Annotated in this window: 18 protein-coding genes; 11 read left to right on the top strand and 7 right to left on the bottom strand. The window is 50.0% G+C overall.

The features are described from left to right. Nucleotides 1–310 precede the first annotated feature (310 nt). Entirely contained in the window at nt 311–739 is a 429-nt protein-coding gene (locus OH144_RS04760) for an SRPBCC family protein (protein ID WP_266205155.1), read from the top strand. Between the two features lie 14 nt (nt 740–753). After that, on the top strand, nt 754–885 hold the full coding sequence (locus OH144_RS21615; RefSeq protein ID WP_407676621.1) for a VOC family protein: 132 nt from the start codon (nt 754–756) through the stop codon (nt 883–885). 67 nt (nt 886–952) lie between these two features. Here OH144_RS21615 and OH144_RS04755 read toward each other — a convergent pair whose 3' ends face one another. Then, the gene (locus OH144_RS04755; RefSeq protein WP_266205154.1) at nt 953–1,516 is read right to left on the bottom strand and encodes a DUF4256 domain-containing protein; all 564 of its coding nucleotides are present in this window, start codon (nt 1,514–1,516) and stop codon (nt 953–955) included. Nucleotides 1,517–2,225: 709 nt separating this feature from the next. On the opposite strand from OH144_RS04755, the gene OH144_RS04750 reads away from it, so the two are divergent. Beyond that, on the top strand, nt 2,226–4,310 hold the full coding sequence (locus OH144_RS04750) for an ATP-dependent nuclease (RefSeq protein ID WP_266205153.1): 2,085 nt from the start codon (nt 2,226–2,228) through the stop codon (nt 4,308–4,310). Nucleotides 4,311–4,488: 178 nt separating this feature from the next. On the opposite strand, the gene ypfJ is transcribed toward OH144_RS04750, so the two are convergent. Next, the gene (gene ypfJ / locus OH144_RS04745; RefSeq protein WP_266205152.1) at nt 4,489–5,379 is read right to left on the bottom strand and encodes a KPN_02809 family neutral zinc metallopeptidase; all 891 of its coding nucleotides are present in this window, start codon (nt 5,377–5,379) and stop codon (nt 4,489–4,491) included. A gap of 228 nt (nt 5,380–5,607) precedes the next feature. Between ypfJ and OH144_RS04740 the strand changes: the two genes are divergently transcribed. The 3 genes from OH144_RS04740 to OH144_RS04730 all read left to right on the top strand — a co-directional run bounded on the left by OH144_RS04740 (nt 5,608) and on the right by OH144_RS04730 (nt 8,701). Then, nucleotides 5,608–7,833 carry an FUSC family protein gene (locus tag OH144_RS04740; RefSeq protein WP_266205151.1) on the top strand — a complete coding sequence of 742 codons (2,226 nt, stop codon included), beginning with the start codon at nt 5,608–5,610 and terminating at the stop codon, nt 7,831–7,833. A gap of 99 nt (nt 7,834–7,932) precedes the next feature. Continuing rightward, a complete protein-coding gene (locus OH144_RS04735; RefSeq protein WP_266205150.1) occupies nt 7,933–8,331 on the top strand; it encodes an NUDIX hydrolase in 399 nt (132 codons plus the stop codon). Nucleotides 8,332–8,365: 34 nt separating this feature from the next. Further along, nucleotides 8,366–8,701, top strand: a complete 336-nt coding sequence (locus OH144_RS04730) for a hypothetical protein (protein ID WP_266205149.1) — start codon at nt 8,366–8,368, stop codon at nt 8,699–8,701. Nucleotides 8,702–10,010: 1,309 nt separating this feature from the next. On the opposite strand, the gene OH144_RS04725 is transcribed toward OH144_RS04730, so the two are convergent. The 4 genes from OH144_RS04725 to OH144_RS04710 all read right to left on the bottom strand — a co-directional run bounded on the left by OH144_RS04725 (nt 10,011) and on the right by OH144_RS04710 (nt 16,345). After that, nucleotides 10,011–10,907 carry an aldo/keto reductase gene (locus OH144_RS04725; RefSeq protein WP_266205148.1) on the bottom strand — a complete coding sequence of 299 codons (897 nt, stop codon included), beginning with the start codon at nt 10,905–10,907 and terminating at the stop codon, nt 10,011–10,013. 343 nt (nt 10,908–11,250) lie between these two features. After that, on the bottom strand, nt 11,251–12,765 hold the full coding sequence (locus tag OH144_RS04720) for a SpoVR family protein (protein WP_266205147.1): 1,515 nt from the start codon (nt 12,763–12,765) through the stop codon (nt 11,251–11,253). Nucleotides 12,766–13,044: 279 nt separating this feature from the next. After that, the gene (locus OH144_RS04715; protein ID WP_266205146.1) at nt 13,045–14,307 is read right to left on the bottom strand and encodes a YeaH/YhbH family protein; all 1,263 of its coding nucleotides are present in this window, start codon (nt 14,305–14,307) and stop codon (nt 13,045–13,047) included. Between the two features lie 109 nt (nt 14,308–14,416). Continuing rightward, a complete protein-coding gene (locus tag OH144_RS04710) occupies nt 14,417–16,345 on the bottom strand; it encodes a PrkA family serine protein kinase (protein ID WP_266205145.1) in 1,929 nt (642 codons plus the stop codon). Nucleotides 16,346–17,096: 751 nt separating this feature from the next. Here OH144_RS04710 and OH144_RS04705 point away from each other — a divergent pair. The 4 genes from OH144_RS04705 to OH144_RS04690 all read left to right on the top strand — a co-directional run bounded on the left by OH144_RS04705 (nt 17,097) and on the right by OH144_RS04690 (nt 20,720). Beyond that, a complete protein-coding gene (locus OH144_RS04705) occupies nt 17,097–17,564 on the top strand; it encodes a MaoC family dehydratase (protein WP_266205144.1) in 468 nt (155 codons plus the stop codon). Between the two features lie 36 nt (nt 17,565–17,600). Further along, on the top strand, nt 17,601–18,026 hold the full coding sequence (locus tag OH144_RS04700) for a hypothetical protein (protein WP_266205143.1): 426 nt from the start codon (nt 17,601–17,603) through the stop codon (nt 18,024–18,026). 236 nt (nt 18,027–18,262) lie between these two features. After that, on the top strand, nt 18,263–19,462 hold the full coding sequence (locus tag OH144_RS04695; RefSeq protein WP_266205142.1) for an MFS transporter: 1,200 nt from the start codon (nt 18,263–18,265) through the stop codon (nt 19,460–19,462). A gap of 943 nt (nt 19,463–20,405) precedes the next feature. Beyond that, nucleotides 20,406–20,720, top strand: a complete 315-nt coding sequence (locus OH144_RS04690; protein ID WP_266205141.1) for a hypothetical protein — start codon at nt 20,406–20,408, stop codon at nt 20,718–20,720. Between the two features lie 8 nt (nt 20,721–20,728). Here the strand turns inward: OH144_RS04690 and OH144_RS04685 are convergent, their stop codons facing one another. Beyond that, nucleotides 20,729–21,184, bottom strand: a complete 456-nt coding sequence (locus OH144_RS04685; RefSeq protein WP_266205140.1) for a DUF4268 domain-containing protein — start codon at nt 21,182–21,184, stop codon at nt 20,729–20,731. A 385-nt stretch (nt 21,185–21,569) separates the two neighbouring features. Between OH144_RS04685 and OH144_RS04680 the strand changes: the two genes are divergently transcribed. Beyond that, on the top strand, nt 21,570–22,856 hold the full coding sequence (locus tag OH144_RS04680; RefSeq protein ID WP_266205139.1) for a citrate synthase: 1,287 nt from the start codon (nt 21,570–21,572) through the stop codon (nt 22,854–22,856). Nucleotides 22,857–22,962 lie beyond the last annotated feature (106 nt).

The following is a 22,962-nucleotide window of genomic DNA, read 5'->3' as shown; positions in this document are numbered from 1 at the left end:
AAACCGGATAAAATTAAGACTTTTTAGATACAGGCTAGCCCAAGATCAGGCCCCTATACTTTAAAGTATATCCCAGGCAGGTACAGGCAAGAACAGCACAGGTGCGGACAGGCCTGCACCAGCGGAGGAGTTTACAGTAGCTTCCATTTTAGGACACATAAAACAGCAGGAAGACCGGAAACCCAAAGCGATCCATTCCATTTTATTTTGCCGCAAACCACCCCACTTTTGTCATTTTTGCACCTCATCGGATTAGGATAGTCATGGTAAATTTGTAATATTAAATAACAATTCACTTAGCCAGTTAACTATGGAAAACACAGCAGAAAAAAACGTTATTACAGTAAGCACCACCATCCAGGCGCCGGTAGAGAAAGTATGGAAGTTCTGGACAGAACCCCGCCACATTACCCAATGGAACAATGCCTCCCCCGACTGGCATACACCACGGGCAGAAAACGACCTGCGCGAGGGCGGCAAGTTCATGTCCCGTATGGAAGCCAAAGACGGCAGCATGGGGTTTGACTTTACCGGCACCTACACCACCGTGAAAGAGCACGAGCGCATCGAGTATACCATGGAGGACGGAAGGAAAGTGCAGATAGTATTTGCGCCCAACGGCAATGAAACCCGTGTGACCGAAAGCTTTGATGCCGATAACAGCCATCCGGCTGAGATGCAGCAGGCGGGCTGGCAGGCCATCCTGGATAATTTCAAAAACTACGTGGAGGCTTCCTAGATACTCCGCTGGGGGTGACGTTTGAGCTGGGCGGGCAGTATTTCATGCGTCTGAACATAGGCCCAAGGTTTACTCCCAATCCTTCCTTTTCCTGTTATGTGGTCTGCGAAACGGCAAGCGAACTGGAGTACCTGGTTTCCCTTTAGAAAACTGCCCTGCTTGCTTACGAGGTATAGCAAAAGAGCCGCACAAGTCTGTGCGGCTCTTTTGCTTTTAAACTCTCAGGGAGCCACGGAAGCCTCTGGCAGCATAGTAGGAATCGGCTCCGTTGTGGTATACAAAAACAGTGTCGTAGCGACGGTCACAAAAGAGAGCCCCGCCCAGCTTCCGGATAGGATCAGGCGTTTTCACCCAGCTGGATGTTTTCGTATCAAAGCTCCCCAATTGCTGCAGTTCCCGGTATTGTTCTTCCGTTAACAGTTCAACACCCATCGCCCCAGCCATATCCACCGCGGAGTTTTCCGGTTTGTGTTGTTTCCTTGCCTCCAGGGCTTTGCGGTCGTAACAAACACTTCTGCGGCCTTTGGGGCTTTCCGCTGAGCAATCATAAAAGATGTATTCGCCCGTCGCATTATCATAGCCTACCACATCCGGCTCCCCGCCAGTACTTTCCATTTCATCCAGCGACCACAGCTTCTCCGGATTAGCTTCCAGCTTTGCCTGTACTTCAGCCCATTCAAGCCCCTGATGGCGGTTTATGTTTTTCTCAAAACGGGCTTTCAATGTGCTGAGTAATTCTTCGCGCTGCTCTGGTGCTAAAGCTGTTCTATTTTCCATAGTTATAATATGTGCGTTTGGTTGGCTCATAGCCTTCACTGCCAGAATTGACAGTTAATCCTGAATAATTAACTAATTTACTATATATTCTAAACTAGATAAAGCAGATAAGAATAATTTACCCTGTGTGCTTTGGCAGGTATAGCCCTCACAACAAAAGCTTCAAGGTACAGGAGTATAGAGGCTGCGGAAACAAATCTATCAGGAGCCTGGGCTGATGCACTGACAAGTTTGAGGAATTTGCGGATAGAATTGTGCAAAAGAGTCAAAAGGTTACGACCTATAAAATATTTTAAAAAAACTATATACCCCTCTATCATTTTTGTACCTTGGATCATTGATATATCACTTAGCTAGGATTACTAAGCTAGAGACAATCCGTCATGCAACCAACAATAACGTGCTATGATCTAAACAATAGATGATATTGTGCTGCATAATCTACATCTACCACATGAATTAGAGAAAGTAAGGTGCTACATTTCTGGTAGAGCAAAAAGTTGCAAGCACATTCAAAACTTCAAACATGAAATCGATTAGGTATATGAGGATAGATTGGGGAATGGATATTTCTATAATAGTAAGTCAAAGTGCTAGTGCTAAAATAAATCAAACTACGGAAGTTGAGGAAGTAAGCTCTTAACATACTGTAGTCTCTATTGATTGTTCAGCAAACTCCTTATTACAAATCTTATAAAACAAACTTTTCATGTATCTATCTAGACTCCGAATAAAAAATTACCGCTCAATTAATGAGTTAGACTTAGCATTTAAGAAGGGGAAGAATGTAATTGTGGGGAAGAATAATGCAGGGAAAAGCAATATTATTCAAGCTATTGATATACTTCTTGGTGAAGGTTCCCCTACCTACCAAAAAAGTGAAAACATTAGTGAAAATGATTTTCACAAAGGAAATAAAGATCAGCATATAACTTTATTCTGTGTTTTAGAGCGAGAAAGTGATGAGTCAATAGATTTTGATGAAATCTATAAAAACTGTTATGGCTTTAAAGTTCACTCCACAAATAGGAATCCAGAAAGACACAGGCTTTCAAGAAACTCCTTAGTAGAATTTTGGGAAGACTTAGATACTGCCTTAGATATTGAGGAAGAAGATAATAACTCATATTATGTAAGTAGAAAGAGAAGAGAAAATAGGCCATTTGAGATTGCTCTTGATGATAAATACATCTTCGCTTATGCTTTCAGAGCTTCATTTCAGAACGGCAAGATTCACAAGCAATGTAGATTGTTCTATAAGGAATCAAAAACGAATGAATGGATAATGACTTTTTCTGCCAGTATCAGAACAGAATTCTTACAGAGTGCAATTATTCCATCTTTCAGAGATCCTCAAAGCGAATTAAGGATAAACCAATGGTCTTGGTATGGTAAGTTGTTGAGAAACCATATCAATGCGGAAGATCCAGAATTAACAGAAGCATTTAATAATTTAAAAAATGTATCAGACTCAATTTTTGGAGGCTTAAAAAACAGAATCAATGATAGCCAAGTTAAAGTAGCCTTTCCAGATACTTCTATTTCTTTTCAGTTTAATCCAGACACAAAAGTTGATGTTTATAAAAGTGCATTAATTTATGTGAATGATGGTTTTAACAGCTTACTTCAAGATAAAGGCTCAGGTATTCAAAGTGCAGTAATCATTGGCCTTTTTCACTACTACACCCGAAATCATAATCATACTAATTGTTCATTATTAGCTATTGAGGAACCAGAACTTTACTTACATCCCCAAGCAAGAAGAGTTATTTCAAATCGAATTGATGAATTTTTAGAAGGGAATCGTAACCAAGTTATTCTCACTACGCACTCTACAGAGTTCATTACCTCCGCTCATGACAATTTTAATATAATCTCGATTAGAAAAGATAAAACTTTAGGTACTATAGGCAAAAACACAACTTTTGACGATTCAAAGGAGAAACAGATTCTTATTAAATCTCAAAATTCCGAGATGTTCTTTGCTGATAAAGTTATACTTGTTGAAGGTGGTGAAAAATACATCTTAGAAGCAGCTTCAAAGTATTATGGTAAAGTCAAAGAGAAGTCATTAGGAGAAAATTGGCTAAATGATAAAAACTGTTCTGTGATTGCAGTTGGTGGTAAGACTGAATTCAGTAAATATTATAATAAGCTTACTGAATTAGGTATAGACTGCTACATACTTGCTGATTTTGATTTCCTGTTAAGGCAGTTTTCTAGCTTCTTAACAAATGTTAGATCTCTCTCATCTATAAAAGACAGTTATAATGCATTTAACAGTCAGATTTCAGCTAATAGGAGTCTCGCAGTAAAAATTATAGAAAAAATAAATGAGTTTAAAAGCTACCTCGAAAGTGAAGGCTTAAAAATCGATTCTAAAGAAATTCAGAATCGAATAAAAGAGCCTTTAAGAATAAAAAAGTTTGAGCAAATTAAGGAAGAGCATAAGGTTAAAGTTCAAGAGTTTATGCACCTGCTTCGAACTCATAATATTTTTATATTAAGAGGGGAATTAGAAAATTACTTTTCCGATGAGTGTAAAGAAAAAACAAGATCAATTCAGGGCAAAGAAGAAAAGCCAATTTTTATCGTGTCTCAATTAGTAAATGAGGCAGAAGATATAATTGGCTTAATTAATTGTGAAGAATATTTCGATCTCTTAGATTTAATAACAACAGATTACCGTCTCTCGGAAGAAATTGAATCTATAAGCCAGATTGAAGTTACAAACGAAATAAGCTCTATTTCTGGTAAAGCTGAAAACATTAATGACCAATTGGAAGGCATGTAGATTGATTGAAGTTTTAGAGTTAGAGAAATTTGCTCTGTCAACGCCTCGTGCTCCCATCCTTCAGAAACGAAACCCCTTAAGAAATGTAATACGAGCTGCAAGCTCGCACTAGCAATACAGAAAGCCTCCCCATTCCTGGAGAGGCTTTCTGTATTGCTACGAGTCTACAACCATTGCTCTACAACTGCTCGGCATTAAACGTATCGCCCTGTGACACATCGCCTGTCTCAAAGCCTTTTCTAAACCAGCGGACTCTTTGGGCGGAGGTGCCGTGTGTGAAGGAGTCTGGCACTACCCTGCCGGTGGCTTGTTTTTGAAGACGGTCATCGCCGATGGCGCTGGCTGCATTCAGGGCTTCTTCCAGGTCGCCGGGCTCCAGAAAACCTGTTGACCGTTGCGTATGATGCGCCCACACGCCGGCATAGAAATCAGCCTGAAGCTCTAACCTTACCATGAGTTTGTTAAACTCCGCTTCGGATAGTCTGCCCCGCATGGCGTTTACCTGCTCCATAGTACCCGTGAGCTTCTGTATGTGGTGCCCCACTTCATGGCCCACCACATAGGCCTGCGCAAAGTCTCCCGGAGCACCCAGCTTCCGATCCATTTCGCCAAAAAAGCTAAGATCGATGTACAGCTTCTCATCGCCGGGACAATAGAATGGGCCTGTGGCGGAAGAAGCAAGCCCGCAGGCAGAGTTTACCTGCTCCGAAAACAGCACCAGCGTGGGCTCCCGGTACCCTTGCAGGAGATTATTCCAGACATCTTCGGTATCTGCCAGCACAACAGCCGTCTGGTCGGCCAGCGCCTGCTCTTCCGGGCTTGGCTGGTATTCGGTTTGCTGTGCATACTGCGGCTCGCCGCCCACAAACTGCTGCAGGAGCGCTATCGGGTTGGTTCCTGTCAAAAACATCAGCAGCAACAGTACCCCCACAATAACCAGCCCCACTTTCGAGAAAAGGAGCCGGAACAAAGGGATAAGCAGCATGGGACTGATGCCTCTGCCACCACCTGCTGATTGTCCTCTACGGTCTTCTATATTGCTGCTTTTTCTTCTGCCTTGCCATTTCATAAAGCCCTTTTAATTAAAGAGAGTGATAGGAGATTTACCTGGTTTCCACCTTGCAACTATACGTCTGTTCCTGTATACGAGCAGTATAACGGGGAGCAGCTTCTCTAGGATGCCCGCAATATGTCCGAATGCTTCTGCTTATACTTGAATACATAGAAAAATTATGGGATAGCGATAGTTCTGGCTACTGATGCTGCTTCGTGCCGCTACTTCCCGTACATTAGCATTATGCTTCAAGAGTTGAGACAATTTATCAAGAGTACCGACTTTGTAAAGGCACTGGTAATTACGTTTGGCGCTGCTGTGCCTCTTGCACTGGGAGTATGGCTCGGGCAGGTGACCTACTTCCTGAGCATTACCATTGGGGTTATGCTGGCTTCGGGGAGCGATGTGGCGGGCAGCAGACAGCATAAGACCATAGGTATACTCGTTTCTGCTGCCATTGCCATGTTAGCCAGTATGGCCATTCACCTGGTATCGGGCAGTCTGTATCTGCTGCTTCCGGTGCTGGCGGTGCTGGTTTTTTCCATTTCCTTTATCTCGGTCTATGGCTTTCGGGCTTCCCTGGTGTCTTTTGCGGGGCTGATGGCCATTGTACTCAGCTTCGTACACGCCCAAACCGGTGCCGACATTCTTATACATGGCTTGCTGATTGGAGCAGGCGGCCTGTGGGCCCTGCTGCTTTCGCTTCTATTCCATTCACTGCTGCAAAGGCGGCAAACCGAAAACCTCATCATCGACTGTCTGCGGCAGACAGCCCGCTACATACAGTTGCGCGGCAAACTGGCTACCGAGAGCCAGGAGCAGGAGGCCCTGCAGAAAGAGCTCTACAACCTGCAAGTGAAGCTAAACGAGACACACGAGGCCTTGCGCGAGGTGCTCCTGCACGAAAGGCAAAGAACCGGCACGTCTAACTACCACCGCAAGCAACTCCTGATCTTTATTGAGCTGATCGACATACTGGAACTATCGCTTGCCAACCCGGCTAACTACGAGCGCGCCAGACAACTTTTCGGGCAATCAGCCAGGATATTGCTGCCGTTCCTTAAACTGGTTTTTGAGCTGTCAGACAAGCTGGATAACGTGGCCGACAGCATGCAACTGGGGCGTGCTCTTTCAGCGGAGAAAGACCTGGAGCCCTTGCTGGAAAAGTGCCGCCAAAGCATCAGGCAGTATGTGGAAGAACTGAAGCTGCCCCAGGCCCGGGAGGGGGCGCTCCTGCTCCACAACCTGCAGGATTATGAAGAAAAGCTGCTGCAAAAGATAACGGCTATCGAGCGGGTATACCAGGACCTGGAGGGCCAGCAAAGTATAGGCCTGCAAAGCAGGGAGAGCAAGCGGTTTATTACCCAGCAGGATTATGATGTGCAGATCTTAAGGGAGAACTTCACGCCTGAGTCGCCCATTTTTAAACATGCCGCCCGGCTCACGATAGCCATGCTGCTGGGTTACGTGCTGGGCATCATCTTCCCGATACAGAACGCTTACTGGATACTGCTCACGATTATGGTGATTATGCGGCCCGGCTTTACCCTTACCAAGGAGCGGTCGAAGCACAGGCTCTACGGCACCCTGTTAGGTGCGGCCATAGCGGGCATGGTGGTACTGCTGGTGCAGAACGTATACCTGTATGGCGCGCTTGCCCTGGTATCGCTGGTACTTTCCTTAAGCTTTATGCAGAAAAACTACCGCACCTCCTCTGTCTTCGTTACCACCGGTATCATTTTTATCTATGCCCTTATCAAACCAGATGCCTTCGACGTGATCCAGTACAGGGTGATCGATACGCTGGCAGGGGCAGCCATTGCCATGGGGGCGATCTCCTTTTTGTGGCCATCGTGGGAAGCGTTAAGTATAAAAGGCAACATTGTGAAGGCTCTGAACGCCAACCGTACCTACCTGGCCGAGATTGACAGGTATAACCAGCACAAAACGCAGAACACCACGGTCTATAAGCTCGCCCGGAAAGAAGCTTTCCTGCAGATGGGCAACCTGAACGCTGCTTTCCAGCGGATGAGCCAGGAGCCGAAATCCACGCAGCAGAACCTGATGAAGATCTACGAGATCGTTGGCCTGAACCATACCTTTCTAGCTGCTGCGGCCGCGCTGGGCACTTTTATCCGGGACAACAACGCGGAGGCCGCCTCAGACTACTTCAACCTGATCATAAAATCAATAGACGACAACCTGGCGCAGGCGCTGCAAGCACTGCAGCAGGAGGCACAGGCAGCGGAAGTAACGAAAGAAGAGTTGGTAGAAGCATACGGACACCTGGAGGGCAGGTATAACGAGCTTGTTGCCATACGCACCCGCCAGTTGGACGGAGCAAGCTATAAGCCGATCGACCCCGCCTTTCTAAAAAACCTGAAGGAGGCCCGCCTTATTTCCGAACAGCTAAAATGGCTGCACACCATTTCCGGTAACCTGAAGCAGGCGGTAGCGGAACTGGCGTAGTGCAGCTCACCTGGTAGCCACGGGAAAAGCAACACAACAAGTACACTGACCAAAATATACTTATTTTCTTTAATTTCTCTCAGCAACTCTTACCCATACATGAAGATCATCGACAAGCTGGCCTGGATCGAGATCCGGGACGGCAGGATACTCAGCACCCGCAGCAAGGGCAGAAGCAAGTACTACATACCGGGCGGCAAGCGCGAGGCAGGCGAAACAGACTTTCAGGCGCTACAACGCGAGATACAGGAAGAGTTAAGTGTAAACCTGGTGGAAGAAAGTATGACGTTTACCGGCATTTTCCAGGCCCAAGCCGACAGTCACCCGGAGGGGGTGCAGGTAAAGATGACCTGCTTCGAGGGCAGGTATACTGGCACCATCGCGGCCTCTGCTGAAATTGAAGAGGTGGTGTGGCTATCTTATGCCGACAGGGCGCTTATTTCTCCGGTGGATCAGCTTATCTTTGACTGGCTGAAGGAGCAAAAGCGCATTTGGTAACAAATCACGTACAAACGTTAAAGTCAATACCCCTATGACCAAACAACCAAACTACACCGCCATCGCCAGCGAGGTTTTTAACGCATACCTCGATAACCAATTTGACCTGGATAACCTGGTTGCACGGCTTCGGGAGATTGAGCTACAGGTAATGCATGACGACGATGCCGAAGAGGAAGAAGATGATGAAACCGATAAAAAACTGTGGTTCCGCTTTTTCCGTGAAGATCCTTTCCAAACCACCATCCATGACATAGAAAAAGACCTGAGCGATGCGGCGCACCCCAACTACCGTATCCTGTTGCAGGGCATTGCTATGGGCCTCGAGGCCGGTGAACTGGAGGTGCATTATTCCTACATAGCCGGATGAGCATAAATATTTTCAGATAATGCGGTTGCCACGGCCATAAAGCAAAAAATAGCGTACCTTTAGCTAAACCATAAAATCCTACAAACCATGGCAAAGTCTAAAGACGCTAAAAAAGACGTAAAAAAGAAGCCGGCCAAAACTGAAAAGGAAAAGAAGGCCGCTAAGCTGGAAAAGAAAAAGAACAGTTACGACTAAGGAACCGCAAGAGCGATACAGCTAAAGTATAGCATCGGTATAAACAGAACAGCAGCAGCAAATGAGTTTTGCTGCTGCTGTTTTTTTGTAGCCACCGATCGCTGCCCAACCTATAATTTATACTTTAATGTTTGATGCGGACATCCGTGTCCGTGTTTCTGCAGCACCGGGTCCAACCACCCCTGCCCATCTCCCGAAACAAGTCCGGGATCTGAGACTTGTCTTTTTCGAGCGCCCCTACCCCCAGGAAGGGAGCCTGTGATTACTGTGGCTCAAGTATGAGCTCCGTTTCTGCTGGTATCGCGCGGACAGGTCCCGACCTGTCCCTACACAAGTATAAACCCACCCCGGAAGGGAATCCTGCTCTTTCGGATTTGCAATCCGGAAGTATAATAGCCGTGGATTTGTAATCTGCCATAGCAAAGGCAGTAGCTACGGACAGAAAAGCGGATTGCAAATCCGCAGGTAACAGCGTCCCGGATTGCAAATCCGGAACAGCAGGACTACAAAGTATTAACCCACCCCTAACCCCTCCGAGGAGGGGAATTCACCCCTCCCCAGCCCTCCTCTAAGAACAGGGGAGGGAGCTATACTTGCTCCTTTCCCTGTCATCTTGAGTACTCTTGAGGCGGGAGCCGAAGAGAGCCAGCGTAGCTGTGAGAGATCTATCTGGAATTTCGGACGAAAGACTATGTGACTAAGGATAAAAGAGACAAAGTATAAAATCACTTCCACTTATACTTGCTCTGTCGCTAAAGCCGTGGCTATCGAATCTGATCCCAGTCTTTCCGTGGGGGTAGGGGCCCTCGAGAAAGAGCGCCTTGTGAGATTCCGGTGCCCTGCAAGGGCATTTCGACCGAAGGGTAGCGAAGGAAGGGAACACAGCGCGATGCGGGAAGACGAGCCCTCCCGGGCTGGAGGGAGCCAAAGCCAGAAATGAAACAAGCTGGTTGTAAAGCCTAGGATGAACTGCAGTTAGGAAGGATAGCTTGATTCCAGTTGCAGCTAGCAGAGGCAAAGAGAGGCACAAGCGAACACTTGCGCCAGAGAAGCATAAAGTATAGCAGCAAGCATAAAAGGCACGGGCTACAAGCCCGCGCCAGCGGTAGAGAGGTTATCGGTGCTGCTCATACTTGCTGACCGGCAGCACCGCCTGTAGCTGCTGCACTTCCGCCTGGTGCAGCGGCTCTGCATTGGCAGCCAGTAATGCATCTTCTAACTGCTCCTTTGTCCGGATGCCCAGAACGGTAGAGGTTGTAGCCGGGTGATGCAACACAAACTGTATGGCCGTTTCAGAGGCCTTTCGAGCGTTTCCCGCCACGGCCTCCACCGCGTCGGCGGCCTGCTGCACCTCCTTTAAAGTATAAGTTAGGTATGGTTTGGACGGTTTTCCAGCCAACAGGCCCTGCGCCAGGCTACCGCGTGCCAACACGCCGATGTTGTTTTGCTGCAGCAACTCCAGTACCTCCTCTTCGGGCCGGCGGTCCAGCAAACTATACTGCAGCATCACGCTGGTAATATTGGAGCGGCGCACATACTCCCGAATCACATTTGGGCGGATGGACGAGATGCCGTACTGCCGGATCTTGCCCTGTTGCTTCAGCTGCTCAAAAGCCTCGATGGTTTCGTCTATGGAATCATCGATGGTGCCGCCGTGCAGCTGGTAGAGGTCGATGTAGTCGGTTTGCAGCCGGCGCAGGCTCTCCTCCACCGCCTGCAGGATGTAAGCCTTGGTCGGATTCCAGTCCCAGCCGCTACCATCGGGGCGCCACTGGTTGCCTACCTTCGTGCCGATGATCACCCGCTCGCGCATTCCCTTAAAAGCCTTGCCCACCGTTTCCTCGTTCTGCCCTTTGTCGTACAGATCGGCGGTATCAAAGTAATTTATGCCCTTGTCCAGTGCCTGGTGCAGCAACTGTACATTTGTCTTCTCATCTCCCAGCAGCGACATGCAGCCAAAGCTGATTTCACTTATGTTCAGGTCTGATTTTTCGAGCTGTTTATACTTCATGCGTTAGGTTTGATGGTCTGCTAAAGTATAGATAACCCCTGAAAGTATAGATGGTTGCAAAAAAATGTCTGCAGTGATGCCCGAGGCTGCTTGGATAAATATGAATTTGGGTGCCACAGATCCCGTTTATAGGGAAGCTTCCTACAAAGAACAGGTAACCGTAACAGTACAGGTATGAACGTAAGTTTGCCTCCCTCGGAGGCTCGGGGTGGATTTGCCGGCTTCTCTGACACGTATGCAAATAAGTCCGCCGCAGATCAGGTTCTGAATATAGTTGGCCGGAACAGCACAGGCATTCATAAATCTTTACCCCCTCCTGTTATGAGGAGGGGGCAGGGGGAGGTCACTTCACCTCAAAAGTAGTCTCGTTAATCCCCAACTTATTTTTGGAGTGCAGTTCCACCGGAAAGCCCCACAGGTAGCGGATGTGGTCTAAGGTGTCCTTGGCGCTATTGGCGTCCAGGCGGCGGTCTTTCTGGATGTAGTGCGTCAGGTGCAGTTTGCTGGTTCTGTGTAGATCTACTTTGGTAACCTGTATGTTGGGTACCAGTGTGGCGCGGTCGTACTGGTTGCTCAGGTGTTCCCGCACCTTACGGTAGCCGCGCTCGTTGTGGATAGCCCCGATCTCATACTCGTCCTCATACTCACAGTCCACGATGGTAAACAACCGCATGTCGCGGATCACCTTCGGGGAGAGGTACTGCAGTATGAAACTGTCGTCGCGGAAGTTCTCCATCACGTAATGCACCTGCTGCAGCCAATCCTTGCCGATCAGGTCGGGGAACCACTGTTTATCTTCGGCGGTCGGTTCCTGGCAGATGCGCTTGATGTCCATAAAAATATTGAAACCCAGCGTGTAGGGGTTCAGACCCGAGTAGAACTTGCTTTTATACTCCGGCTGGTACAGCACACTGCTGTGGCTCTTGAGAAACTCCAGCATAAAGCCGTCGTTCACATAGCCCTCGTCAAACATTTTGTTGATGATGTGGTAATGCGTGAAGGTGGCAAAGCCCTCGTTCATCACCTTAGTGGCACCCTGCGGGTAAAAGTACTGCGCCACCTTCCGAACAATCCGGATGATCTCGCGTTTCCAGGGCGGCAGCGCCGGCGCATACTTCTCTATAAAGTATAAAATGTTCTCCTCCGGCTCCTTCGGAAACCTGTGATCGTCGCTGTTGCTGGTTTCCTGTACATCGGGCATGGAGGGCAGCGTGCGCCAGAGTTCGTTATAGTTTTCCCTTTTGATAAGGGTGAGCTTTTTCAGGCGCTCGGTTTCCTCTTTTGCCGATACTTTAGACGGCTTTTTATACTTGTCTACCCCGTGGTGCATCAGGGCATGGGCGGCGTCCAGCACCCGCTCCACCTCCTCCTCGCCATACTCCTCTTCGCACTTCAGGATGTACTCCCGTGCAAAGGCCATATAGTCCACTATGGAGTCTGCCGAGGTCCAGTCCAGGAACATGTAGTTATTGGCGAAGAAGGCATTGTGGCCCTGGCAGGCGTGGGCGATCACCAGCAGCATCATACAGGTGGAGTTGTTCTCCATGTTATAGCTGATGCAGGGGTTGGAGTTAATCACCAGCTCATACGAAAGGCCCATGCGGCCCTTGGTGTAGTTGTTCTGGTTCAGCACGAAATCCTTCCCGAACTTCCAGTGCGGGTACGATGTGGGCAAACCGGTGAGGGCGTAGGCATCCAGCATCTGCTCCGAGGTCACCACCTCGATCTGGTTCGGGTAGGTCTTCAGCCTGAGGTACTCCTTCCCTATCCTGCTGATCACCTCATCCGCCGCCTCCAGCGTCTCGTAATCCCAGTTAGGGTTACAGAACATGGCCTTATAGTTATCTTTATCTGTCATTTTCTGGGTGTTTTTTGCGTATCAGGTAGCATGTATTAAGTATCACGACGTCTGCAGGGTTTTATTAGACAAAGGATTATTTGACAAAGGACAAAGGATTTTAATCAGACAATGCAAGCGTTCTTTTGTCATAAATTCAGTTGTCTAACAGGCAAGAAACGACCTTACTGCCTTTCGGATTGCAAATCCGAAAGAGCGGTAGTTTGGTACTGCAGTACGAGCTAAAAGCTCGCACAAGCGAGTGTTCAGGCCTTCGTCACAAAGTCCTTTGTCTTACAGTCAAGAAACTACCTCACTCCGCTTCCTAAACAGCCCCTGGAACACAGGCCATATCTCGTAGGGCTCGTACACATGCCGGATGGCAAAGTCATCGTCGTTGCTGATGCGCTTGTAGGCCTGCCACAGGTCGCTTTCCCTTTCTTTGCTGTTGATCTCGAGGTAAGCCATGTATTGAATGTTCGGAAGAATGGTCTCCAGCACCAGGTTTTTGCACTCCAGCGCATCCTGCTTCGACCACACATCGCCATCGGAAGCCTGGCAGCAGTATATGTTCCAGCTCTCATCATACCGCTCGCGCATGATCTTGTCCATCAGCTTCAGCGATGGGGCCACCACCGTACCACCGCTCTCGCGCGAGTTAAAGAACTCCTCCTCGCTCACCTCCTTGGCTTCGGTGTGGTGGCGGATAAACACCAGTTCCACGTTCTTGTACTGCCGCGTCAGGAAGATGTACAGGAGCGTGAAGAAGCGCTTGGCGATGTCCTTCTCGTGCTGGCCCATAGAGGCCGACACGTCCATGATGCAGAACATCACCGCGGAGGTAACCGGTATGGGCACCCGCTCAAAGTTGTTATACCGCAGGTCGATGTCCTCGAAGAACGGAATGGTGTTGGCCTGCCTTCTGACTTTCTCCATCTCCAGTTCCAGCGCCTCCCGCTCCTCCTTTTTCTTTGTCTTCTCCAGTTGCTCCTCCAACCCCTTCAGCTTTTTGTCAAACACGCCTTTCAGGGCCAGTTGCCGCCCCAGCGACTGCTGGTAACTTGTCTTGATGTTGAGCCGGGAGGGAACGCTATCGCGGGTATAGCCGGCGCGGCGAAACGAGAAGCTTTCGGTGCTCTCCATCAGCTTCTTCACCATGTTGGGCAGTGCCAGGTCATCAAAGAAGTATTTCAGGAACTCCTCCCTGGAGAGCACCACCGTAAATTCATCCTCTGTTACCTGCGGGCTGTTGGAGCCCTTGCCCCTGCCGCTGCCCTCGCCGCTCTGGGGTTTGGGCACACGGTCGCCTTCGCTGAACCTGTCATTGCCGGGCTGCACAATGTACTTCTTGCCGGTTTTGGGGTCGTGCCGGAAATGAGGTTCTTCCAGGCCGCGCACGGGCACTTTCACGCTACCACCGGACTTCGTATCCTTGATGCTCTCCTGACTGATGATGTCCGGAATAGCCCGCTTTATCTGGTGCTCCACCCGCTTCAGGAACTTCTGCCGGTTACCGGTAGATTTTCCTTTATCATTCTTGCGTCTGTCGATGATGTGGGACATGGAAGTTTGGGAGTTAGAGAGTTAAAGAGTTTGGGAGTTAGAGAATGAGAATATTAGAAGTGTTAAGCTTTAACTCTTCACTCCTAAATTCCCAAACTCTCTAACTTATTTAGGCCATCGTTTTGCGTACGCGCATGAACCAGTCTACCAGGATACGGATCTGCTTGTCGGTGTAGCCGCGGTCGCGCATGCGGCGGGTAAAGTCGCGGTGCTTCTTCTCGTCCTCCTCGTTGGTTTTCACCGTGAAGGACACCACCGGCAGCAGGTCTTCGGTATTGGTGAAGATCTTCTTCTCGATCACGTTTTTGATCTTCTCATAGGAATCCCAACGAGGGCTTTTGCCGCCGTGGTTGGCTTTGAAGCGCAGGAAGAAGTTCGTTACCTCAGAGCGGAAATCCTTCGGATTAGCAATGCCGGCAGGCTTCTCGATCTTCTCCAGCTCCTCGTTAAGTATACTTCTGTCGAAGATCTCGCCGGAGTCCGGATCGCGGTAATCGTTGTTCTGAATCCAGTGGTCGGCAAAGATCACATACTTCTCAAAGATATTCTGGCCATAGGAACTGTACGACTCGATGTACGCCTTCTGTATTTCATCGGAGATAAACTCGGCATACTTGCTGGCCAGCACCGACTTGATCAGGTGCAGGTACTTTGTCTCCGCTTCAGGCGGCAGCATCATCTTGATCACCTCCTGCTCCAGCACATACAGCAGGTGCACCGGGTTGGCGGCAATCTCCTCGCTGTCGAAGTTGAAGACCTTGGAAAGGATTTTGAAGGCAAAGCGGGTAGAGATACCCTGCATGCCCTCGTTAATGCCCGCATCATCGCGGTACTCCTGTATGGATTTGGCGTTCGGGTCTGTCTCGCGCAGCGTTTCGCCATTGTACACCCGCATCTTAGAGTAAATGCTGGAATTCTCCGGCTCCTTCAGCCGCGACATCACCGAAAACTCGGCCAGCAGCTCGATGGTTTTCGGGGCACAAGGCGCTTCGCGCAGCGAACTTTCCCTAATCAACTTCTCATAGATCTTGATCTCCTCGCTCACGCGCAGGCAGTAAGGCACCTGTACTTTGTAGATACGGTCCAGAAAGGCCTCGTTCTTTTTATCGTTCAGGAACTTGGCCCACTCCGACTCATTGGAGTGCGCCAGGATGATGCCGTCGAAGGGGATCGCGCCGATTGGTTCGGTGCCTTTATAGTTCTTCTCCTGGGTAGCGGTCAGCAGCGGGTTCAGGACCTTGATCGGGGCTTTGAACATCTCCACGAATTCCAACAGTCCCTGGTTGGCCAGACAAAGGCCACCGGTATAGGAGTAGGCGTCCGGGTCACTCTGCTGGTACTCGGCCAGCTTTCGGATGTCCACCTTACCCACCAGCGTAGAGATATCCTGGTTGTTCTCGTCGCCCGGTTCCGTCTTGGAAATGGCGATCTGCTCCTGGATAGAAGGGAAAAGCCGGATCACCTTAAAGCGGTTGATGTCGCCGTCGAACTCGCGCAGGCGCTTGGAGGCCCAGGGGCTCATGCAGCTGGGCACGTAGCGCGCGGGAATATTATACTCCTCTTCCAGTTCATCGGTATAATCGGCAAACAGCCCCAGCGGGCTCTCGAACACAGGGCTCACCTCGTCGCCAGCCTTCAGCACATAAATGGGGTGCTGCTGCATCAGGTGCTTCAGCTTCTCGGCCAACGAGCTTTTACCCCCGCCCACCGGCCCCATCAGGTACAGGATCTGCTTCTTCTCCTCCAGCCCCTGGGCCGAATGCCGGAAGTAGGACACGATCTGCTCGATGGTGCTCTCCATGCCGTAAAAATCCTTGAAGGCAGGGTAGATCTTGATCTTCTTGTTAGAGAAGATGCGGCTTAGCATCGGGTCCTGCCGCGTGTCCAGGATCTCCGGCTCCCCAATGGCGTCCAATATCCGCTCGGCGGGCTTGGCATACATTTTCGAGTCCTTTTTACACTCCTCGAGATAGGCAGCTACTGTCATCTCGTTCATGGAGGCGCTGTAATTTGTCTTGATCTTTTCTAAAATGTTCATATCGGGTGTTCCTTAACATGGTCAGAATCATTTTTAAGAGCTTTTCAAGCAGTATCTCAAACAGCGACTGGAGTCCGGGGTACTGCTAAGCCGTTAATCTGATCATAGAAATTAGGGTTTTAGGTGATCTATTATTTTAGAACCGGCAGTCCCCTGCCTGATTATCTATCTGAATTCCTGTTGATGTTGTCCCGGCTCCTCGTCTGCGCTTTGTCTCAAAAGTCGTAGACTCCGAGTGCCTGCAAGTATAAATCCGCTCATTGCAAAGGCCTTTTCTAAAGCGCCCTGTCTTCTAAGCCCGGGTTGTTGGCTATCCCGGGCCACCTTATCCTGTAACCTGTGTTACATTAGGCTGCAGAACCATCTCTCCACCGCTTCCGGATTTCCTTGGCAGGATCCTGTACGTTTACCTGCTGCAGGCAATGGTGGCTATCTTGGAAACATTGCTTTTGATTTTTAGATTCAAAAACATTTATATTTTATACTATCAGGATTATAAAAAGTATACTTTTTATGCTATAAATATGGTAGATGCAGCAAAAAAAGCGCCGGAAATGGCTGTCTCATACTATAAACAGACCATACTTTGGAGGCGATCACAGTATTTATTAATTCAACTAAGTATTGAAGTTTCGTATATTAGGCCTCGCACCAGCGCGTGCCTGCTGTATACTTCTGTTTGATTCGGGTTGATGGATAGAGCAGGTATAACGTAGAAGCGCTGCCACACAAACACATACAACCTTACCTTATGAGCCAGTTAGTAATTAGCACCCTTGAAGAACTTACCAGGTATGAAGGCACCGAAATGGGGGTTTCGGATTACCATACCATCACGCAGGAGCAGATAAACAAGTTTGCCGATGCTACCCTGGACCACCAATGGATACACCTGGACGCGGAACGCGCCAAGCAGGAAACACCCTTTGGGGCCACCATCGCTCATGGCTACCTCACCGTATCGCTGCTGCCCTACCTGTGGTCGCAGATCACCTCCATCCGGAACCTGAAGATGCAGGTGAACTATGAGATCGAGACTCTCCGCTTTAACCAGGCCGTAACCGTGAACAGCCGCGTGCGCCTGCGTGCCAAACTGCTGTCGGTAAAGAACCTGCGCGGCATTGCCAAGGCCCGCCTCGAGGTAACGCTGGAGATCGAGAACAGCAAAAAGCCGGCTTTCACAGGCATCATCACGTTCCTGTACCACTTTAACGAATAACCTGCTGCTGCAGCGCACCTTACTAAACCAGGCCCCATGCACAAACACGACCAACTCCCAATCTTCCGGAAAGGGGAAGAGATTTACCAGCTTACCTCCTATATCGTGGACCTGGTGCCGGAGGACAACGCGCTGCTGCAGCACCTGCGGGAACGCATGCTAACCGATGCTGCCCTGCTGACGGTTAAGGTAGCAGGGGCCGTAGGTGCCGACCTCTACGACATACAGATGGAGAATGCCGTGCTGATACGCAAGGCCGCCCGCGACCTGCTCACCAACTGCACCGCCCTGGAGATGTATGGCTTTAAGGATACCACCTACCTGCCCCTGCTGCGCAAGGCCATTGAGGAGTACAGGCTGCTTTTCGTGGACTGGGTTTCCGGTTTCGACCCATGGAATTATGTATGGGATGAGTGGGGCCTGTTCAACCCGCCCGGTGCGAGCCGGCAGGATGACTTTTAGCAGCCAGCCTTTTAAGAACCCACTTTCCCCACGCTTCTGCCTCTAAGCGTGCTTACCTTACGATGCGTAGCTATGCTGCCGGTGCGGGCTGTGACCGATGCTATCCATTGATTTCATACTTGTACAGAAAGTAAGTCAGCGACACTGCAAACAAAAACAAGCTTTAGGAACCGCTACTCCTTACCTTTGTTGCTTCTGTTGTAGCAGATAGCAAAGTATGATCCGTTTACCTTATCATGACGCCTTCCCATACCCCAGCCGCTGATCCGCAACTTACCCGCTCCACCCTCTGGCTCATGACCATTGCCTCAGGCATGGTGGTGGCAAACAACTACTACAACCAGCCCCTGCTGGTAAAGATTGCGGATACTTTTCAGGTGTCAGAGTCCAGCGCAGGCATGGTGGCGATGCTGGCGCAGGTGGGTTATGCCATCGGGCTGCTGTTCATCATCCCACTCGGCGACATGCTGCGGCGCAAGCGCCTGATCCTGGTTGACTTTGTGCTCATCATACTTTCGCTGCTGCTGGCGGCCTTCTCCCCCAACATTTATACTTTGATGGCAGCCAGCCTGCTGATTGGAGCCACATGTGTGGTGCCCCAGCTTTTTGTGCCTATGGCGGCGCACCTGGCCAGGCCGGAGGAGCGCGGCAAGGCGGTAGGCACGGTGATGAGCGGCCTGCTGGTAGGTATACTTTTCTCGCGTACGCTCAGTGGCTTTGTGGGCGAGCACCTGGGTTGGCGGGCCATGTTCCTGATCGCCGCCGGGCTCATGCTGCTGTTGTGGGTGGCCCTATACTTCCTGCTCCCGGAGATACACCCGCAGTTTAAAGGGAGCTATAAAAGCCTGATGAAGTCGCTGGTGCACCTGTTCCGGACCGAGCCGGTACTGCGCCTGGCTTCGATACGCGGGGCCCTTTCGTTTGCCTGCTTCGGCGGCTTCTGGACTACGCTTGTTTTTCTGCTGGAGGGCCCGCCTTTTTTTGCCGGCAGTGATGTGGCAGGCGCTTTCGGGCTGGTTGGCGCCGGAGGAGCCATCATGGCCTCGGTTATGGGCAGGCTTAGCGACAGGTTCGACACGCGCAACATCCAGCTCGCCACCCTGGCCATGATCCTCGTTTCCTACATCGTGTTCGGTTTTTTCAGTTACAGCATCATGGGCCTGGTGGTAGGCGTCATTCTCCTGGACCTCGGCCTGCAGGGCTCCCATATTTCCAACCAAACGCTTATCTTCTCGCTGCACCCCGAGGCACGGAACCGCCTCAACACAGTGTACATGTTCACTTACTTTATGGGTGGCGCCACCGGTACCATACTTGCCAGCCAGGCATGGCAGCTATGGCAATGGAACGGGGTGGTGCTGGTAGGGCTGGTGTTTTCGGTTTTGGCGCTGGCGGTGCATGTGTTGTTTTCGAGTAAGCGTGGCAGGGCTGCCTAGCTTTGCTTGCGACTCAGGCTATATCAATCGAAGCTGGAGTTTTACCTCTCCCTACAAGTATAAACCCACCCTTGGCCCCTCCAAGGAGGGGAGTTTCTGTGGCTGCCATTTCAGAAGTATAAGCTTCATAGCATGGGCTATTCAGGGTCATCCCCCTGCCCCCTTCAAAGGGGGACTTGGTTCAAGCCCTGTCAGCAGCAGCTATCGAACTGATACCCAGTCCTTGGGTTGAGCGCCTTCTATTGTTGCGGTGCTGAGCTTGCTCAGCAGCCCGGAGCGACAGCGAGGAGCAGCTTCAATAGACAGCGCGATGCCAAAGGACGAGGCCTCCTGGCCTGGAGGGAGCCAAAGTATGAAATGAAACGAGTAGGTTGTAAAGCCGTGGATGAACTGGAGCTAGCAGGTATAGCTTGTGTCCAGTTGCCGGAAACATCGGCTAGGAAAGTACAGCCCAAGTATGAAGCATGGATCTGCGAGCCAGTCGGGTTGCAAACTCGACCTCAAAGTAGGACACGAGTTGCAAACTAGCGCCAGCGGAGAGATAAGTTGCAGCTAGTAAGGATAGCTTGGCTCAGGTTGCGGAAAGCAGTAGCTCTAATCGAGGCACAAGCGGACGCTTGCGCCAAGTAAGTATAAAAGTATGGCCGAAGTATAAGGATGGCTCTCGCGGATTACAAATCCGCTGCTTCATACTTTCGGATTGCAAATCCGAAAGAGCGGGGCTTTTTAAGCCAGCCGAGTCACAGACCCGACGCCATCACTAGGATACAAGTCTGAAGAGTTGCGCCAGGAAAATTGGCAAATATAAAATACGGCTTACGTGGGCTTGGAAGTCCGCATCAGAAAAGTTGCGGACAAAGATATCCGGAGAAGCGAGTCAAGAAATCTACATAACTTGCCGCCCCATTCGGGGTATACTAAACGAGAGGCTTTTAACATAAGTATGATGGAAAACCCGAACCTGGAGAACTGGGACGAGGCGCGCTACAAGGAGCTGAACACCTACTTCCGCATTAAGATAGAACTCATGCTGCGCACCAACCCGCACCTGGTGGCACAGCAGCAGGAAAGTAGCAACATGCACCTGCAGGAGCTGCTAAACGAGTTCGATGCCGATGACAGGGAGCGTTGGGAGGAGTTTATACAACTGGATAAGCTGAAGCTGGAGGCCGATATGTGGGACCACCTGCATGGCAGAGGCACCCGCTTCCGCCCGGGCCTCGGATTCACCAACCCCGATGATGACACGACCTGGTAACCAGCCTCCTATCCTCCGAAGCTATACTTTGCGTTGCTCCAGAACTCATCCAATGCAATAATACGGGGCTTCAGGAAAGAGATCAGGGCCGGCCAGTCGTCTTTGTTGAACACGTTTACCGGGGCGATCTCCTTATAGATCCTGCTCACCACCCGCCCCGACTCGTCGGAGGTATGCAGCAGCCACTCCCACTCCTCGCCCAGCGCCTCCTGCAGCATGGTTCTGTGCTCCAGAAACTGATCGTACACTAGTTCCTGCATCTCCGTATCGGGATGCGCCAGCTCGATGGCAATGTACCCGCGCTTGTTGTCGGCGTTCATCCGGAAGTATACATCCTTCACACCGGTTTTATAGTTTAGCCAGTTCACTTTCCAGCCATCGGCGGAGAGCTGCGGCGAAAGGTACTGGCCAAAAGTGGTCCAGAACTGCTGCCTGATCTGAGATGCCTGTTCGCGGGTATACATACTGCAAAAATAGCCAATTTACGGGTTCAAAGCTATTGGTTCATATAGGTGCGAGACGGGCAAACCGGCAAAAGAACATGACCTGTCCTTTGAAAAGAGCGCGTCTTTCTCACCAAACAAATGGAGTTTACATGCTTCAGGGGCTTTCCTTCGTACAAGTATAAACCCTTTTAATTTCATCTACCCACATGACCATTTTGTTAAATGATTTCGGAAAAAGTGAAACATTTTACGGGATTTCCGCTTTAAGAGGTGGGGAAGATAAGGTGGCTTGCTAATACATTGTAGAAGTAAGATATTATGCAAGCAGCACGTTTCTTTTTAGAACTATTTTACCTAATTTCGCTTCATTAAGAGACACAACTACGCAAAAAAACTAATACACATGTCAGAATTTGCTGAAATAATTTTAGATGGTAAATCTTACCAGATGCCTGTTGTTGAGGGTACTGAGAACGAAAAAGCGATAGACATTTCTTCTCTGCGTGCTCAGTCCGGCTATGTCACCCTGGACTCAGGCTATAAGAACACGGGGGCCACTACCAGCGCCATCACTTTCCTGGATGGTGAGCAGGGTATTCTGCACTACAGGGGCTATCCTATTGAGCAACTGGCAGAGAAGTCGAACTTTATCGAGGTGGCTTACCTGCTGATCTATGGTTCGTTGCCAACAGCACAGGAGCTGGACGATTTCAGCAACAAGATAAGACTGCACACGCTGGTGAACGAGGACATGCGCAAGATCCTGGACGGTTTCCCTTCTGCGGCGCACCCGATGGGGATCCTTTCTGCCCTAATCAGCTCGCTAACGGCTTTCTACCCTGAATCGCTTAACCCGAACCAGACGAAAGATGAGGTAGACCTTTCTATCATCCGTCTGATGGCCAAGCTACCAACTATTGCTGCCTGGTCTTACAAAAACTCTATCGGGCATCCGGTGAACTACCCAAAAAACAAGCTGGACTACTGCTCGAACTTCCTGCACATGATGTTCGCCTACCCAACCGAGGAGTATGAGCTAAACCCGGTGGTAGTAGACGCCCTGAACAAGCTGCTGATCCTGCACGCCGATCACGAGCAGAACTGCTCTACCTCTACGGTGCGTTTGGTAGGCTCTGCCAACGCCAGCCTGTACTCCTCTGTTTCTGCCGGTATCGGCGCGTTGTGGGGCCCGCTGCACGGTGGTGCCAACCAGGCCGTTATCGAGATGCTGGAGCAGATCAAGGCAGACGGTGGTGATTCCAAGAAATTCATCGCGAAAGCAAAAGACAAGGACGATCCGTTCCGCCTGATGGGCTTTGGCCACCGCGTGTACAAGAACTTCGACCCTCGCGCCAGAATCATTAAGAAGGCTGCAGACGAAGTACTCACCGCTCTTGGCATTAACGATCCGATCCTCGACATCGCCAAGGAGCTGGAAGAAGCTGCCCTGAATGACTCATACTTCGTGGAGCGCAAACTCTACCCGAACGTAGACTTCTACTCCGGCATCATCTACCGCGCCATCGGTATCCCAACCGATATGTTTACGGTGATGTTCGCCCTGGGCCGTCTGCCAGGCTGGATCGCGCAGTGGAAAGAGATGCGTGAGAACAAAGAGCCTATCGGCCGTCCTCGCCAGATCTACACCGGCGAGACCAAACGCGACTACGTTCCGGTGGAGAAGCGTTAGTCTCTTTAAAATATAATGCAGGAAAGGCTAGCCTATGGGCTGGCCTTTTTCTTTTGCCCCTGCCCCACCCGCACAATGACCTGTGTCATTTTATACGTCCTACTGC

Source organism: Pontibacter kalidii, assembly GCF_026278245.1.
Classification (GTDB): domain Bacteria; phylum Bacteroidota; class Bacteroidia; order Cytophagales; family Hymenobacteraceae; genus Pontibacter; species Pontibacter kalidii.
This window is presented reverse-complemented; position numbering and strand designations above follow the sequence as displayed.